Annotated in this window: 16 protein-coding genes and 1 tRNA gene; 6 read left to right on the top strand and 11 right to left on the bottom strand. The window is 33.2% G+C overall.

What is annotated here, in order from left to right; genetic code table 11:
• Nucleotides 1–92 precede the first annotated feature (92 nt).
• Entirely contained in the window at nucleotides 93–1,463 is a 1,371-nt protein-coding gene (locus C8C88_RS07395) for a saccharopine dehydrogenase family protein (protein WP_121337494.1), read from the bottom strand.
• A 139-nt stretch (nucleotides 1,464–1,602) separates the two neighbouring features.
• Between C8C88_RS07395 and C8C88_RS07390 the strand changes: the two genes are divergently transcribed.
• From C8C88_RS07390 to C8C88_RS07380, 3 genes are all read left to right on the top strand, one after another.
• Nucleotides 1,603–1,989, top strand: a complete 387-nt coding sequence (locus C8C88_RS07390; protein WP_121337493.1) for a DUF423 domain-containing protein — start codon at nucleotides 1,603–1,605, stop codon at nucleotides 1,987–1,989.
• 79 nt (nucleotides 1,990–2,068) lie between these two features.
• Nucleotides 2,069–3,670: a phosphoenolpyruvate carboxykinase (ATP) gene (gene pckA, locus C8C88_RS07385; RefSeq protein WP_121337492.1), complete on the top strand. Its 1,602-nt coding sequence runs from the start codon at nucleotides 2,069–2,071 to the stop codon at nucleotides 3,668–3,670.
• A 189-nt stretch (nucleotides 3,671–3,859) separates the two neighbouring features.
• A complete protein-coding gene (locus tag C8C88_RS07380; RefSeq protein ID WP_121337491.1) occupies nucleotides 3,860–4,960 on the top strand; it encodes a DUF4407 domain-containing protein in 1,101 nt (366 codons plus the stop codon).
• Nucleotides 4,961–5,017: 57 nt separating this feature from the next.
• Here C8C88_RS07380 and C8C88_RS07375 read toward each other — a convergent pair whose 3' ends face one another.
• From C8C88_RS07375 to ruvC, 6 genes are all read right to left on the bottom strand, one after another.
• Nucleotides 5,018–5,704, bottom strand: a complete 687-nt coding sequence (locus C8C88_RS07375) for a PH domain-containing protein (protein WP_121337490.1) — start codon at nucleotides 5,702–5,704, stop codon at nucleotides 5,018–5,020.
• Between the two features lie 63 nt (nucleotides 5,705–5,767).
• Nucleotides 5,768–6,139 carry an MmcQ/YjbR family DNA-binding protein gene (locus tag C8C88_RS07370; protein WP_121337489.1) on the bottom strand — a complete coding sequence of 124 codons (372 nt, stop codon included), beginning with the start codon at nucleotides 6,137–6,139 and terminating at the stop codon, nucleotides 5,768–5,770.
• A gap of 2 nt (nucleotides 6,140–6,141) precedes the next feature.
• Nucleotides 6,142–6,537 carry a GNAT family N-acetyltransferase gene (locus C8C88_RS07365; RefSeq protein WP_121337488.1) on the bottom strand — a complete coding sequence of 132 codons (396 nt, stop codon included), beginning with the start codon at nucleotides 6,535–6,537 and terminating at the stop codon, nucleotides 6,142–6,144.
• Between the two features lie 63 nt (nucleotides 6,538–6,600).
• Nucleotides 6,601–7,734 (bottom strand): radical SAM family heme chaperone HemW, encoded by a 1,134-nt coding sequence (hemW, locus tag C8C88_RS07360; RefSeq protein WP_121337487.1) that lies wholly within the window; start codon nucleotides 7,732–7,734, stop codon nucleotides 6,601–6,603.
• 92 nt (nucleotides 7,735–7,826) lie between these two features.
• Nucleotides 7,827–8,198: a four helix bundle protein gene (locus C8C88_RS07355; protein WP_121337486.1), complete on the bottom strand. Its 372-nt coding sequence runs from the start codon at nucleotides 8,196–8,198 to the stop codon at nucleotides 7,827–7,829.
• Between the two features lie 86 nt (nucleotides 8,199–8,284).
• Nucleotides 8,285–8,839, bottom strand: a complete 555-nt coding sequence (gene ruvC, locus C8C88_RS07350; RefSeq protein ID WP_121337485.1) for a crossover junction endodeoxyribonuclease RuvC — start codon at nucleotides 8,837–8,839, stop codon at nucleotides 8,285–8,287.
• 33 nt (nucleotides 8,840–8,872) lie between these two features.
• Between ruvC and C8C88_RS07345 the strand changes: the two genes are divergently transcribed.
• Complete coding sequence (locus C8C88_RS07345; RefSeq protein WP_121337484.1) at nucleotides 8,873–9,838, top strand: lysylphosphatidylglycerol synthase domain-containing protein; 966 nt, start codon at nucleotides 8,873–8,875, stop codon at nucleotides 9,836–9,838.
• Nucleotides 9,839–9,851: 13 nt separating this feature from the next.
• Nucleotides 9,852–10,976: a glycosyltransferase gene (locus C8C88_RS07340; RefSeq protein WP_370453807.1), complete on the top strand. Its 1,125-nt coding sequence runs from the start codon at nucleotides 9,852–9,854 to the stop codon at nucleotides 10,974–10,976.
• Nucleotides 10,977–11,061: 85 nt separating this feature from the next.
• On the opposite strand, the gene C8C88_RS07335 is transcribed toward C8C88_RS07340, so the two are convergent.
• Nucleotides 11,062–11,538 (bottom strand): hypothetical protein, encoded by a 477-nt coding sequence (locus tag C8C88_RS07335; RefSeq protein ID WP_121338604.1) that lies wholly within the window; start codon nucleotides 11,536–11,538, stop codon nucleotides 11,062–11,064.
• A gap of 111 nt (nucleotides 11,539–11,649) precedes the next feature.
• On the opposite strand from C8C88_RS07335, the gene C8C88_RS07330 reads away from it, so the two are divergent.
• Nucleotides 11,650–12,150, top strand: a complete 501-nt coding sequence (locus tag C8C88_RS07330) for a DUF456 domain-containing protein (RefSeq protein WP_121337482.1) — start codon at nucleotides 11,650–11,652, stop codon at nucleotides 12,148–12,150.
• A 173-nt stretch (nucleotides 12,151–12,323) separates the two neighbouring features.
• Here C8C88_RS07330 and C8C88_RS07325 read toward each other — a convergent pair.
• The 3 genes from C8C88_RS07325 to trxA form a co-directional block, all read right to left on the bottom strand.
• A tRNA-Asp gene (locus tag C8C88_RS07325) sits at nucleotides 12,324–12,397 on the bottom strand.
• A gap of 86 nt (nucleotides 12,398–12,483) precedes the next feature.
• Nucleotides 12,484–13,410, bottom strand: coding sequence for a DUF58 domain-containing protein (locus C8C88_RS07320; protein ID WP_121337481.1), 927 nt, complete (start codon nucleotides 13,408–13,410; stop codon nucleotides 12,484–12,486).
• 131 nt (nucleotides 13,411–13,541) lie between these two features.
• Complete coding sequence (gene trxA / locus C8C88_RS07315; RefSeq protein WP_121337480.1) at nucleotides 13,542–13,859, bottom strand: thioredoxin; 318 nt, start codon at nucleotides 13,857–13,859, stop codon at nucleotides 13,542–13,544.
• Between the last annotated feature and the right edge of the window lie 137 nt (nucleotides 13,860–13,996).

Genomic DNA, 13,996 nt, shown 5'->3' with positions numbered 1-13,996 from the left:
AATCCGTTCAGAAATGAGCAGATTTTTAATTTTATAAAAAAAAATCCGCTTCAAAAGAAGCGGATTCATCAAACTAAAATCTAAAAAAATTATCAACTAAACTCTTTATCAGGATTGTAGCCTAAATAATGCATCGATTGCTCTTTAAAAACTACCCCATATTCTTCTAACTCTTTCAAAATAGGCAAATACACTTCTTTCTGAATAGGAAGTTGCACACCTGGAGTGGTGATTCTACCATTTAATATCAATAATGTAGCCATAGCCACCGGTAATCCAACTGTTTTTGACATTGCTGTATACGTTTGGTTTTCACCAATACAAACCATTTTAGAATCTATTTGCTGTTTTTTACCGTCTAATTCATATCCAAATTTATGATACATCACAATCATATCTTTATCGGCAGGCTGAAGCGTCCAACTATCACTTAGAATTTTCTCTAGGATTTGTGCTGGTGTCGCATGCTTCAAACCTACTTTCTTGTCTCGGCTAAACAAATCCAATTCTAAAAGCTTATCCCACATAATATCATCTTGATCAATTTTAAGAATCAATCGGGTTTTAATTTCTACAGAATCCGTTGGATGATAAGGTAAAAAAGAATTCACATATTGTCTGTAAGTCATGTGCTCTGAATCTTCCATAACATAACTATCATCAGTCATACCGAGCTGTACAAACATATTCCAAGCTTTAGAAAATCCTACTTTTCGTATGGTACCACGATATAAAGTCAAAACGTCATCAAGTCCATAAACGGAACGATATTTAAGGGAATCTCTATTCGAATAGGCTTCAAATCGACCATAACCTTCTACTTCTAGAAACTCTGTTCTTCTGAATAAATTACAATATGGAATGTATTTATACGCTCCTTCTTGAAGAAATTTGGCGGCTCCGCCCTGACCCGCTAAAACCACATTTCTAGGAGCCCAAGTAAACTTATAATTCCAAAGATTCGTATCTGATTCTGGCGCAACTAAACCTCCGCAAAACGATTCAAACAAAAGCATTTTCCCACCTTTGTCTTTAATTTCCTCAATCACTTTCATTGCACTCATATGATCAATCCCTGGATCGAGACCAATTTCATTCATAAAAACCAAATTATTTTCTTTGGCAGCAGCATCTAACTCTTGCATTGCATCACTAATGTATGATGCGGTAACTAAATGTTTTTTGTAAAGAATACAATCTCTAGCAACCTCAATATGAAGATGAGCTGGCAACATCGAAATAACAATATTTGCTTGCTGAATAGCTTTCTTTCTTTGATTTTCATCAAAAATATCTAAACTAATAGGAGTTGCATTAGGATGGCTGTTTGTTTTTTTTTCGGCTAAAGCCAAAGACAAATCACCTATAATGAGATGCAAGTTTTCTTTCTCGGATTTATTCAAAAGATAGTGTATCAACGATGAAGCTGATCTTCCGGCACCGATAATTAAAATTGTTCTCATAATTAATAAATATAACACAAACATACAATATTGTTTGTTTTATAACAAATGAATTCTGTTAAAACAAAATTAATGTATTGCAAAAAACTTTTTTACTAAAAATTTAAGAAATACTTTTGCATCAAAGAAATAGAAAAAAATGGATAAAAAACTAATAAGTACAGGAGCAATATTTGGGATGTTAGCAATAATTTTTGGGGCTTTTGGGGCTCATGCCCTAAAAAAAGTATTGTCTATGGAACAACTTACTACTTTTGAAACTGGAGTACGCTATCAAATGTACCATGCGCTGTTTTTATTGTTTATTGGACTCATCCCTTCTCTTTCTGAAAAAACAAAAAAAATCATCTATAATTTAATCTTTTTAGGAGTAATTTTCTTTTCAGGTTCTATTTATTTATTAGCAACAAATGATCTGACGGCATTTGATTTCAAAGTTATTGGATTTGTAACTCCCATCGGCGGACTCCTATTAATACTGGGCTGGGGCGTTTTATTGTATCATTTATTGAAAAAAAAACGTTAAAAAAAAATACATTAAATCTTTCTGAAAAATAATTTCTACTTTTGCAGTCTTAAAAAACAACACACACAACTAGAAATTTATGGACAACTACGCCCTTTTTACGAAATCGATTGCGCTGGATGAATTAGGAATTAAAAATGCTTCTATTCATTATCAACTAAGCGCAAACGAATTACACGATTTAACGATTCAATCCGGACAAGGAATTGAAAATTCAACAGGCGCATTAGCCATTAACACCGGAACATTTACTGGGCGTTCTCCACAAGACCGTTTTATTGTAAAAGATAGCATCACGGAAGACAAAGTGTGGTGGGGAAATGTAAACATTCCTTTTGAGTCAGATACTTTTGATGCTTTACTAAAAAAAGTAACTGCTTATTTATCAAACAAAGAAGTGTTTGTAAGAGATACTTTTGTTTGTGCCGATCCTAATTACAAATTAAATGTAAGAGTCATTACAGAAACTGCTTGGGCAAATTTATTTTGCTTAAATATGTTTTTGAGACCTACAAAAAACGAATTGTACGATTTTGAACCAGAATGGACGGTAATTTGCGCTCCGAATTTCAAAGCAGACCCTACAGTTGACGGAACGCGACAAGAAAATTTTGCGATTTTAGATTTTACTAAAAAAATTGCCCTCATAGGAGGAACGGGCTATACTGGTGAAATGAAAAAAGGAATTTTTTCAGCTTTAAATTTTATCTTGCCCGTTTACAAAAACACCTTGCCTATGCACTGTAGTGCTAATGTTGGCGAGAATGGAGATACTGCCATTTTCTTCGGATTATCTGGAACTGGAAAAACAACATTGTCTGCTGATCCAAACAGAAAATTAATCGGGGATGACGAACACGGTTGGACTGACGAAAATACCGTTTTCAATTTTGAAGGTGGATGCTACGCTAAAGTGGTTAATCTTAGTGAAGAAAACGAACCTGATATTTTTAGAGCTATAAAAAAAGGCGCTATTTTAGAAAATGTTGTTTTCAAAGAAGGAACTAACGAAGTAGATTTTCAAGATGTTTCGATTACTCCAAATACAAGGGTGAGTTATCCTATTTATCATATTGATAACATTCAACAAAATTCTATTGGTGAAAATCCTAAAAATATATTTTTCTTAACTGCAGATTCTTTTGGAATTATTCCTCCCATTTCAAAACTAACTCCAGGACAAGCTGCTTATCATTTTATTTCTGGATATACCGCAAAAGTAGCAGGAACCGAAGCGGGTGTAACGGAACCTCAACCTAATTTTTCAGCTTGTTTTGGCGCACCATTTATGCCTTTGCACCCAACAAAATATGCAGAAATGCTGAGCAAAAAAATGAAAGATGCTGATGTAAAAGTTTGGTTAATAAACACAGGATGGACTGGCGGACCTTACGGAATAGGAAGCCGAATGAAACTAAAATATACACGTGCTATGATTACAGCTGCGCTAAATGGGGAATTAGACCATGTAACCTATGAAAATCACGAAGTATTTGGAATCGCTAAACCACAATCTTGTCCAAATGTTCCTAGTGAAATATTGAATCCAAGAAACACTTGGGAAGATCCCGAATTGTACGATAAAAAAGCGATTGAATTAGCTCAGAAATTCAAAGCTAATTTTGAGAAATTTTCAGCATATGCCAATGACGAAATTATGGCAGGCGCACCTATAGTATAGGTTATTATTAATTCAAAAACCAAGAAGAGCTGCTCCATATGGGCAGCTCTTCTTATTTTATTAAAATTCAAAAAAAAAGAACATTATTACCGTAACAAAAAAGCTTAAACAAATACCTATCAACTAATTATACCAATATTCGTTTTTTGGCGTTAAATTTGTAATCATCAATCAAAACAATCATCAATCATGTTAAAATCATTTTTCATTCTCTGTTCTGGAGCAGATAAAACCCTCATTGAAGGGTGTTCAGAAGGCGAACAAACTAAATTTGTAGGCATAGGCGCCACTGTTTTCTTTACTGCTGTCATGGCTTTTATCGCCAGTGCTTATGCGCTATTCACTGTTTTTGACGATATAATTCCCGCTGTTTTATTTGGAATAGTCTGGAGTTTACTCATTTTTAATCTAGACCGTTTTATTGTATCTACTATTCGAAAAAGAGATCATTTCTCAAGTGAATTTCTTCAAGCTACAACAAGAATTATTCTAGCAATTATTATCGCTATTGTGATTTCAAAACCTTTGGAAATTAAAATTTTCGAAAAAGAAATCAATACTGTTTTATTGAAAGAAAAAAATGCGATGGCTTTGAATAACAAAAAAGAAGTCGCTAATTATTTCAAAACGGATTTAGATAAAAACAAAGCCGAAATTGCCAGTTTAAAATCCGAAATTGCCAAAAAAGAAAAGGAAGTAAATACTTTATACGAAACATACATTACCGAAGCTGAAGGTACCAAAGGAACTATGAAACTAGGCAAAGGTCCCGTTTTCAAAGAAAAAATAGCCAAACATGATTTGGCTAAAAGAGAATTAGATACTTTACAAAAAAACAACTTAGTCAAAATTGCTGAGAAAGAAAAAAATTCTAAGACCCTTCAAACAGATTTAGACAAAAAAGTAACCGAAACACAACCCATTATTGATCAATTTGACGGATTAATGGCCCGTATAAATGCTTTGAACAAATTACCTTGGTTGCCTTCATTTTTTATCATGCTTTTGTTTTTAGCTATTGAAACCTCTCCTATTATTGCCAAATTACTTTCTCCAAAAGGAGAATACGATTATAAATTAGAAGATTTAGAAACAGCTTTAAAAGCAACAATTGAGCAAAACAAACACCAACGAAATCTGCTCGTAAAAACAAATGCCATAATGCATGATAAAGTTTACGATGCCGTTTCTGAGGATAAAAAATTATATGATTTACAACGAAAAAACGCAACTGATTTATTAGAATTACAGTCGAATGCTTTTGTCGAAAAACAGAAGCAAACTTTATAAAAAAACAAAACCCGACAGCTATAAATGTCGGGTTTGTTTTTATAATAAGAAGGAAAACTACATATAACTCAAAACTTCTTTTTTGAAAGCGTCATATTCCCCTTGTAAAATCAATCCGTTATCCAATAGCTTTTTATAATTTTGAAGTTTTTCAAAAAGCTCATCTTGTGACAATTCGCTCAATAATTTATCTTTAGCTATCGTTGCTGCTGGATTGAATTCTTGATTTTCAGAACCAAAACCAGATGTCGAAACCGGCATTATTTCAGCAAAACTAGTTACTTCTTCTGTTTCCATTTCTTCAACAACTTCTACTTCTTCGGTAATTGTAGCCGTTGGAGCAATTCCATTTTTCAAAATATCCAATTGCTCTTTTGCGAAAGTGAAAATTTTTCTAGCTTGAATTTTTGGTATATAATCAATGGTAACTTGTAATTCTGTTTTAGTTGAAAAAGAAAACTCTGAACCTAAAATATTCTCTTTTACAAAAGTCCCTTCTATCTCATCCCAAGTATAATCTATGAAATTCATTGAAAGCCCTAAATTTTTAGGTTGACAAATAATGATTCTTTTGTTAGTCATTACAATGCTATCTGGTAAAACTGTAATAGCAGGCTTTTTTTGAACTGCGATGTAGCCAACTTCTTCATTTTTCATCAAAATATCATTCAATTTTGAAGCAATTTTTTCGATAGCTTTTGGATCTTGTTCTTCGTTTAAAAACTTTTTAAATTGTTCTTTCATTTTATGCTGAATTTAGTGCAGTACGTATTTATAAATCTCGTAATTTGTTTACAAAAGTAATGCCTAATTTTCTAATTCTTGAATTTCAGTTTGCAATTTCTTTGTTAAACTTTTGAAAACCAAATCATACGAATGATCAATCAATTCTTTTACCATTGCAGTAGACAATTCTCCGTTTACGGTAATCGTATTCCAATGAACTTTACTCATATGAAACCCTGGCCTTATATTACTGTATTCCGCTCTTAATTCTTGAGCTCTATCAGGATCACATTTCAAGTTTATGGAAGGCTCGCCTTTTTCCCATTGCACTAAAGAGGATAACGCAAACATTTTTCCGCCCACTTTAAACACTAAAGTATCTTCATCAAAAGGAAAATGCTCTGTTACGCCTTTTTTAGACAGACAATATTCATAATAGTTTTCTAGATTCATATTTAAATTTTTTCCATCATTCGTTCTGGGTTAGCCAATGAAGAAAATCCAAATTTTTCGTATAAAAAATGAGCATCCTTAGTTGCTAATCGCCAAATCTTAATTCCTTTTAACTCAGGTTCGCTCATCATGGCTTCAATTAAAGCAGAAGAATATCCTTTGCCTCTATGTTCTTCTGCAATAAAAACATCCATAACGTAAGCAAAAACCACATAATCTGTAATTACCCGTGCAAAACCAATTTGTTTTTCATCCAAATAAATTCCAAAACAAAATGAATTATCAATTGCAATTTGAACTTCTTCTAGTGTTCTGGGAGCACTCCAATAAATATCTTTCAAAAAATGATGAACAAAAGGAACATCTAATTTATTTTTATCCGTTGAAATAGTAATCATATATAAAGTGAATGTGGATAAATTGATTTCATGATTTATTCTCAATAATTAGAAATATATATTCTAATCCAAATTTACCAAAAACAAATCCGATGCAATTCCATCCGTTAAAAATTTTCCTTTCGGTGTTGGTCTCAAAATATTATTTTCAATATAAAGTAAATCATCATCTATGAATTTTCGAGCTTGCTTATGTAGATAATCCAAATAATAGTTCCCAAATTCCTTTTCAATTCTATCCAAAGAAACACCCCAAATAGTTCTTAAACCCGTCATTATATATTCATTATAGCGGTCTAAATCAGATAAAATTTCTATTTCATTTGGCAATTCATCCTTTTGAATCGATTTTAAATAGAGTGCATTATTCGAAACATTCCAGCTTCGGGAAACGCCATCATAACTATGAGCTGAAGGACCAATTCCAATGTATTTTTTCCCCAACCAATACGCTGAATTGTTTTTTGAAAAATAGTTTTCTTTACCAAAATTTGATAGTTCATAATGGACAAAACCATTGGCTTCGAGTATCTCTACCAAAATAGAGAAATGTTCTTGAGCAACTTCATCCTTTGGCTCTGCAATTTTTCCCGTTTGGATGAGTTTGTTCAATGCCGTTTTAGGTTCCACTGTCAAAGCGTAACTCGAAATATGTGAAATCCCAAAACTTAAAGCTGTTTCAATGTTTTGTTTCCATTTTTGATTCGTCATTCCTGGAATCCCATAAATCAAATCAAGTGAAATATTATCAAAATAGTGTGTGGCAAGTTCCAAACATTTTTTGGCTTCCTCCGCATTATGAGCACGATTCATCATCTTCAAATCGTCTTCAAAAAAAGATTGAATTCCAATACTTAATCTATTAATCGGGCTTTGTGCTAGTTCAATAATTCGGGCACTTGATAAATCATCCGGATTTGCCTCTAAGGTAATTTCTGGATTTTGAGCTACAGTATAATGCTTGTAAATTTCAGAAATCAAGAAATTAATTTCCTCTGAACTAAACACGGAAGGCGTTCCTCCACCAAAATATATGGTTTCTACAATTTCATTCCGAAACTCACTTTTACGTATTTGAATTTCTTTGGCAATAGCCAAAACCATTTCCTCTTTCTTCTTCATTGAAGTCGAAAAATGAAAGTCGCAATAATGGCACGCCTGTTTGCAAAAAGGAATGTGAATGTAGATTCCAGACATAAATTAGTGGTCAGTTACTTAGTGGTCAGGGTTCAGATTTTAGTATTCTGCAGATAACTTACTACTAAAAACTCATCCCTAATCACTGCTTTTTATTCTTTTTTAACTCCAAACTTCTCAGGGTTCAGTATCATATAATTAATAAGTTTCCCTATCTCTAAACTTTCAGAAATAAGTTCATTATAAAAATCCTCTGAAATATATTTACAAGACATTGCAAACTCTAGCCAAACCTGTGTTTCTGAATTTTCTCCGTCAGAATCTGTTAGCTTACTATAAAAATGCTTTGGGTATATCCTTTTTCTATACGCTTCAGCAATAGTTGCAGGTGTACTCCTTGAAGAACGCCGAATTTGATCTGTTAATGAATAGGTTTCTTCCTTTGGAAAGGATTTTGTTATTTCAAAAATCTTCATAGCTAAAGCAAATGATTTTTTATAAGCAAATAAATCTTGAAATCTCATATATACATTTTAAAACTAAATACTTTAAACTAACCAATGCTACTAATTACTAAAATTCTGAACACTAAAAACCTGAACACTGGATACTACTTTTTAACTCGTTCTTCGTTTTGTTTTACAAAAGCATCCCAACCAGAATAACTTTTGGTTCCAATTACTTTTCCGGAATTAAAAAAATGACAAACTGCTGCTGCCAAACCATCTGTTGAATCGAGATTTTTTGGCAATTCTTTTAAGCCCAATAATTGTTGAAGCATTTTGGCCACTTGTTCTTTACTCGCATTACCGTTTCCAGTAATAGCCATTTTTATCTTTTTAGGTTCGTATTCGGTAATAGGAATATCTCGCGAAAGTCCCGCAGCCATTGCCACTCCTTGCGCACGTCCGAGCTTTAACATCGATTGTACGTTTTTACCAAAGAAAGGTGCTTCAATGGCAATTTCATCGGGATTATGCGTGTCAATCAACTCAATGGTACGCTCGAAAATGATTTTTAGTTTTTGATAATGGTTGTCGTATTTGGACAATTGCAATTCGTTGAGTTGCAAGAATTCCATTTTTTTATTGATAACCTTTATCAATCCAAAACCCATAATGGTTGTCCCTGGGTCGATTCCTAATATGATGCGCTCGTTTGCCAATGATTTCGTTTAAAGTTTTGTTACTTTGCAACTATGATTTCAATTCCTCACAAAGCTAAACAATTCCTTGTACTTCTAATCAAAGTTTTGATTGTAGGCGGTGCGTTTTATTTTATTTACAATCAATTAGCTAATAACGACAAACTCGATTGGCAAAAATTCATTGTTTTATTCCAAAAAAACCAATCAATCAGCGGAATCATATTCATCTTATCGTTGAGTGTTTTGAACCGCTATTTTGAAATCTTGAAGTGGCAGAATTTGGTTTCATTTCTTCATAAAATCTCTGTTGGCGAAGCTACAAAACAAGTTCTTGGCGCTTTAACTGCTGGGCTTTTTACTCCAAATGGCGTAGGTGAATATGCTGGAAAAGCTTTGTTTTTTGAAAAATCAAATGCTAAAAAAATCATCTTTCTGAATTTGATTTGCAACGGAATCCAAATGATTTTAACCATTATTTTTGGTTTTTTTGGCTTGATCTATTTCAATTCACTTTACCATGTCATTACAACTAAAACCGTGCTTGTAGTTTTTGGGATTTTAATACTTCTTTTTATCCTTTTGTTTTCGGTTAAAAAAATTACAATCAAAGGATATTCTCTGGAAAAATTGATTCATAAAATTAATGAAATCCCAAAATCAATTCATCAAAAAAATATTTTTTTGGGCATTTGTCGGTATATCGTTTTTTCGCATCAATACTATTTTTTATTTCTAGCTTTTGATGTTGACTTGCCTTATTTGACATTGCTTGCTACTATAACTTCCGTATATTTTTTGGCTTCTTCCTTACCTACTTTTCAATTTTTGGATTTTGCAGTAAAAGGAAGTGTAGCCGTTTATTTCTTTGGGATATTAGGCGTAAATGAGTGGATTGTAATTTTCATTTCGACTTTAATGTGGTTTTTAAATGTCGTTTTACCAGTAGCAATTGGGAGCTATTATGTATTGAATTTTAAAATCATTACACCTCTCGAAGGCACAGGAGATAAAATCTAATAAAATAATTATGATTTCACTTATTTTATTTTTTATTCTTTTCGTTTATCTGATGGCTATTGGATTTATGATTTATGGTTTTACCAAAGTCAATTCCTATGAATATATTGGCTTAACGCCAAAAACTAAATTTTCAATTATTGTTCCGTTTCGAAACGAAAGAGACAATTTACCTATCCTATTACACAGTTTTTCTAAACTAAATTATCCCGTAGAATTATTTGAAGTGATTTTAGTTGATGATAATTCAGAAGAAGAATTTCAAATTTACTCTTCTGGCTCACCACTACACGAATCGGATTTCGGGTTTCAGGTTTCCATAATAAAAAACATTCGAGTATCAAATTCGCCCAAAAAAGACGCAATTGTAACCGCAATGCAAACGGTAAACACAGATTGGATTATCACCACTGATGCGGATTGTGTAGTAAAAACAAACTGGTTATTAACCATAGACAATTACATTCAGCTGCATAAAGTTGCTATGATAGCAGGAGCGGTAACTTATGATTGTGGCAATTCATTTCTGCATCATTTTCAGCAATTAGACTTAGCAAGTTTACAAGCTGCTACGATTGGAAGTTTTGGCATCAACAAAGGATTTATGTGCAATGGCGCTAATTTTGCGTACACAAAAGCTTTTTTTAAAGAGTTAAACGGTTTTGAGGGAAATGATAAAATTGCTAGCGGTGACGACGTTTTCTTGTTGCAAAAAGCGATGGCAAAATCGCCTGAAAAAGTTCATTATCTAAAATCCGAAAACACTATTATTACTACAAAACCTCTTGATAACTGGAAATATTTATTTTATCAAAGAGTGCGTTGGGCATCCAAAACAAGTTCCTATCAAAGTAGTTTCGGAAAAAGATTAGGATTAGTGATTTTTGCAGGGAATTTAGGTTTGGTTTTGGGAGTTGGTTTTGGAATATTGAATTTTATTCCGTTGCTGAACATCGTTTTGTTGTTTCTATTGAAGTTTGCAGTTGATGCTATTTTGATTGATAAAGCGAATCGTTTTTTGAATAAAAGCAAGATGCACTTTTTGGTTTTGAGCAGTTTGTTGTATCCGTTTTTCAGTGTAAGTGTAGCTTTGTATTCTTTGTTTGGAAAATACGAATGGAAAGGGAGAACGTTTTAAGTTAGCCAAATCCTAGCCCTGATAGAAACGGCATCCTTTTGTGACTGGGTTAGGCGCAAAAGATAGAGTGAATAGCAGGAAATAGCTACTCGACTTTTAGAATAACTGGAAGAATAAATTGGGTTTTAACTGGAATTCCGCGTTTGATAGCAGGATTTACTTTAGGAAAATCGACCAAACGTGTTTTAAGAATACTGTCAATCTTGATTCGGTCATAGGCCACAGAATCTTTTGGAAATTGCGGCTCAAATTGCATGGTAGCGTTAGGAAAAATAGTCACTTTGACTTCGATCGTGTCTAGTTCAGGATACAAAACGGAAAGGGTATCAGAGCTTAATTTTTCTTGAATTAAACGTGTTAGAATCTCAAAAAAGCATTGTTGGCGTTGCTGTTTGTTATCGATTTTCTCACAATCAACCACCGATGGATATTCATCAACTTCTTTCCAATTGATTGCTTTTAATTCCTTTTGCAACAATTCCTTTTCAGAAGGAACTTGCTTGTCAAAATACTGACAGGAATTAAAAAGAATAAAAACTAAAAAAAAGTAAAAGTGCTTCAATGGTTTGTTTTTGTATTCGTCTATTATTTTATAAAAATACAATTATTTTTCTCAAATTCGTTAGTGAAATAATTCTTGTTTAATATTTTCAAAATTACTAAAAATAAATATATGGATATTCTGCTTCTAATTCTTGGTTTTATATGTGTACTTGTTGGGATTTTGGGAAGCTTCTTACCGATACTTCCTGGCCCGAGTATTAGTTGGATTGGGCTGGTTTTACTTTATTTTACAAATGCCGTTCCTGCCAACTATTGGGTGTTAGGCATCAGTTTATTGCTTACGATTATTATTTCTATTTTGGATTATGTGATTCCTGCCAAAGGGACTAAGCGTTTTGGCGGAAGTTCTTATGGAGTTTGGGGAACAAATATTGGGTTGCTTGTTGGTATTTTGGCACCAATTCCTTTCGGATTTATCATTGGGCCTTTTATAGGTGCTTTTGTTGGAGAGCTAATTTATAATTCCAAGGATCATAATCGCGCATTGAAAGCCGCAACAGGATCTTTCATTGGATTTCTAGCTTCTAGTTTTATGAAATTTGTAGTTTGTATGATGTATTTAGGAATATTTATTTGGTTGTTATGGCACTATAAATCGGAATTGTTTTAGTTTACTAACCTCCCTAAAATCAAAAAAGCCATCCACAAAAGTGGAAAGCTTTTCATTGGTCTAACTACTAAACCCGGTCAGCTTACAAGGCCGACCAAACAACACAACTAGCTTTAGATACCGTATTTGGGCAAAAAAGCCTTTCAGTTACGAAAGGCTTCTCCCAATATTAGCGGTCTGGACGGGACTCGAACCCGCGACCCCATGCGTGACAGGCATGTATTCTAACCAACTGAACTACCAAACCTCTGCTTTATTGCGGTGGCAAAGATACAATAGATTTCCGTTTACGCAAGTGTTTTTATGAAAAAAATTCAATAAAATTTTACCCAATCAGCCAAAGTTTTGTTTTTCAACCAAGTATGTTGTCATAATTTTTTCGAAATTTTCTCCTACACTCACCGGAATATACTTTATTTTGTTTTGAGCACAAGTCAACGCAAGCTTCTGGAAGTAATGTTCAACTTGTTTTTCATATTCCTCTTTCACATTATCCGCAAAAACAGCCACTTCTTCCCCTGTTTCAATATCAATAAACTTCCTTGGAGCGTTATCAAAATCAAAACTCAACTCCGTTTTGCTATCCATTACATGAAACAAAACAACTTTATGTTTGTTATGTTTCAAATGCTGTAACGCACTAAAAAGTTGTTCTTCCTGCCCTGATTGAAACATATCTGTAAATAAAATAATCATCGATCTGCGGTATATCTTCTCCGCTATTTGATGTAAAAAAGTAATAGTATCTGTGCTTTTCTGAGTTTTGGGTTTTTCCAATAAATTTTCAAGCGCATTTAAAACCATTCTATGATGGCGATCACTGCCTTTTTCAGGCGCATAATACTCATATTTATCAGAAAACACACTTAGCCCCACCGCATCGCGTTGTTTCTTTAAAAGGTTCATTAAAACTGCCGAAGCCAAAACCGAAAAACCTATTTTATTTTCATAGAAAGATTGATTGCCTTTCAACTCTGGATAATGCATCGAGGAGGAATTGTCTATAATGATATGACAACGCAAATTCGTTTCTTCCTCAAAACGCTTCGTATACAACCGATCCGTTTTGGCAAACAACTTCCAATCAATATGTCTTGTACTTTCTCCTGAATTATATTCTTTATGCTCCGCAAACTCTGCCGAAAATCCATGAAACGGACTTTTATGCATACCCGAAATAAACCCTTCTACCACTTGGTTGGCCAGCAATTCTAAATGCTGGAAACTGGAAATTTTCTCTATTTGCGTTTCAATATTCATCTCTCAAATATATTAAAAGATTGAACCATTAAAAAATTTAAAGATTGAAAAGAAACCAAAACAAACATCGTCTAAACAAAAAAAAGGTTTGACATAAGTCAAACCTTCCTATATAAATCATAATCTACTGATTACAACAATGCGTCTAAGCTATCTGCGTAAGTTTGTTTAGGAGCAACTCCTACTTGTTTCCCTACTACTTCTCCATTATGAAAAACCAATACTGTTGGAATATTTCTAACTCCGTATTTAGCAGCAAATTCTTGGTTTGCATCAACATCAACTTTTCCTACGACAACTTTTCCTTCGTATTCTTCGCTGATTTGATCAATGATTGGTCCAACCATTCTACAAGGCCCACACCATGCTGCCCAAAAATCTACCATCACTGGTTTGTCTGATTTCAAAACTACTTCGTCAAAAGTAGCATCTGTTATTGCTAATGCCATATATTTTTATATTTAAATGTTTACGATTTTAAATCTGAGTACAAATTTAGAAATTAAAAAGGAATCAAACACCATTCCTAAATTAGTTTTGATTATAAGTGTATTGGCAATTGTTATTTCTATTTATTACACTATTG

This window comes from Flavobacterium sp. 123, assembly GCF_003634825.1.
GTDB lineage: Bacteria > Bacteroidota > Bacteroidia > Flavobacteriales > Flavobacteriaceae > Flavobacterium.
This window is presented reverse-complemented; position numbering and strand designations above follow the sequence as displayed.